This is a genomic window from bacterium (genome assembly GCA_024226335.1).
Classification (GTDB): domain Bacteria; phylum Myxococcota_A; class UBA9160; order SZUA-336; family SZUA-336; genus JAAELY01.
The window spans coordinates 1-1959 of the sequence record JAAELY010000508.1; the positions used below are offsets into that span (position 1 = coordinate 1).

The following is a 1959-nucleotide window of genomic DNA, read 5'->3' on the forward strand; positions in this document are numbered from 1 at the left end:
CTCACCCCGTGGCGCTGAAAGGCATTCAACTTCACCCGGAGGTCCGTCCCCAGCGATCGAACGAACTCCGCAAGACCATCCAACTCGGCCGAGCCATCCGTCACCCCGGGAATCAACAGAAAGCGCAGCTCGTAGAGTCGTCCGGCCGCATGAACGAGCCGAGCAGACCGCAAGGTCTCACCGTTCGACTGCCCGGTCAGATCCCGGTGCCGGGCGGAACCGAACGCCTTGATGTCGATCATCACACCATCGGTCACCGGCAACACTTTTTCCCAGGCGCTGGGTCCCAGACATCCGTTACTGTCGATAAAGCAGCTGAGGCCACTGAGCGCCGGATCCGCCTTGATCGCTGCAAACAGCTCGGCGACGAACTCGAGCTGCAGCGTTGGCTCTCCACCGGAGACCGTGATTCCGCTCAGGAAGGGTCGACGAGGCCGCAAAAGGGCGAGCATGTCCTCGATTCCATAATCACTCACCATCGGATTGGCATCGACCGGGCAGGCCGTCAGGCATGCATCACACTCATCGCAGGCATCGGCGTCGAAGACAACCCGCCCAGCCTGCATCGAGAGAGCGCCGGCCTCGCAGACCGGGATGCACTCGCCGCAGTGGTTGCAGATCCCGATGGTATGCGGATTCTGGCAGCCCAAACAGTGGAAGTTACAACCCTGCATGAAAATGACGAGCCGGTTGCCCGGCCCGTCCACGAATGAGCAAGGGACGATCTTACTGACCGTAGCTCGGATGCAATTCATGGCCGACGACTCGGGACCGCCTCTTCAGGATCCCGGTGGTCTCGATCGCCTCCGATCCGAGCACCGTGGTGTTCGTCCGCGAACCCTCTTCCCGGAATCGGCGAACGTCTGCCAATCGAATCATGTAGCCGGTCACGCGGACGAGATCGCTGCCCTCGACGTTGGCGCTGAACTCACGGAAACCGCTGGCAAAAGCTCCCTTGCAGAGGTCACGCAGGGCTTCCGGATTGCCCTTGACCGTTTCCTCCAGAGTCAGGATCTCACTGATGCCCGAATCGTAGTACTGGTGGTGGGGTGCGAGCGCTCTGACGTGCTCGACCGGGTCCGGCTCGGTGCCGTAGGGAATGCGAGCTCCCGGCGTTAGCCCGGAATCGCTGCTGATCCCCGCTTGTGAATGCAAAAGGGCTCGCCCTCGCCACAAATGCCTCATGGGTCTGGCAGCTACTGCATCCCTCAGGAGCTTCGAGATTCGGTAGCCCAGCTCGTTGGCGGTTTCGTCATGGCCATACTTGCCCTCACGGCCTTCCTTCTCCTGAAGAGTGTTGACCGCCTCGGCCATCGCGAAGACTCCGAACATGCCGGTGAACCGATCCTTCTCGATCCAGCCCTCTTCCACCAGGAAGCTCTCGAAAAAGCCGGATTCTTCGAAGAGGTAGTCGGTTCGTGCCTGCAGGAGTCGGAGGCTCCGTTCCACGTAAAGCGGTAGAACGTCGTTCAAGAAGTTCGCTTCGCCAGTCGATCGCTGGGCGACCTCGCTCAAGTTGAGGCGAGTCAGCGAGGATGCGCCGCCGGCCAGCGGCAAAGAGTTGTAGCAACTGACGATTCCGTACCCTCGGGCGTCGAATGCACTGGAATGCAGCGGGTGGTTGGCGATGTGGGGTTTCGAGCACCGGAGGATGCTGCCGATGGCCAGGGAGAGAATCGCCTCCGTACTGACGGCCGGGTCGTACAGCAACGTCAGGTTGGGAACCGCCTGCCCGAGCTCGGCGTCGACGTCGAGGATCATGCGAGACACCCGGTTGTCGGTAGGACCGATGTTGGCGTGCATGAATGCGTCGGGCAAAGTCCGGTCCAGGTAACGCCAGAAGAGCACGAGCTTCCGGCGTAGATCTTCGTCGCTCACGCCGTTGCAGAACGGCAGCAGGAGCTCGTCCAGCTGGCCGATGTACACTGGCATTCCCGTGATCGACGGAACATGGTGGTA

The 1959-nt window shown here is 61.3% G+C and carries 2 protein-coding genes; both read right to left on the minus strand.

Annotation, left to right across the window (positions count from 1 at the left end; genetic code table 11):
* Nucleotides 1–755: YjjW family glycine radical enzyme activase (gene yjjW, locus GY725_24765; GenBank protein ID MCP4007407.1), on the minus strand; the 755-nt coding region annotated here is incomplete at its 3' end.
* Nucleotides 727–1959 (minus strand): YjjI family glycine radical enzyme (locus tag GY725_24770; GenBank protein MCP4007408.1); only part of this gene is annotated, 1233 nt, incomplete at its 5' end. The genes yjjW and GY725_24770, both read right to left, overlap by 29 nt.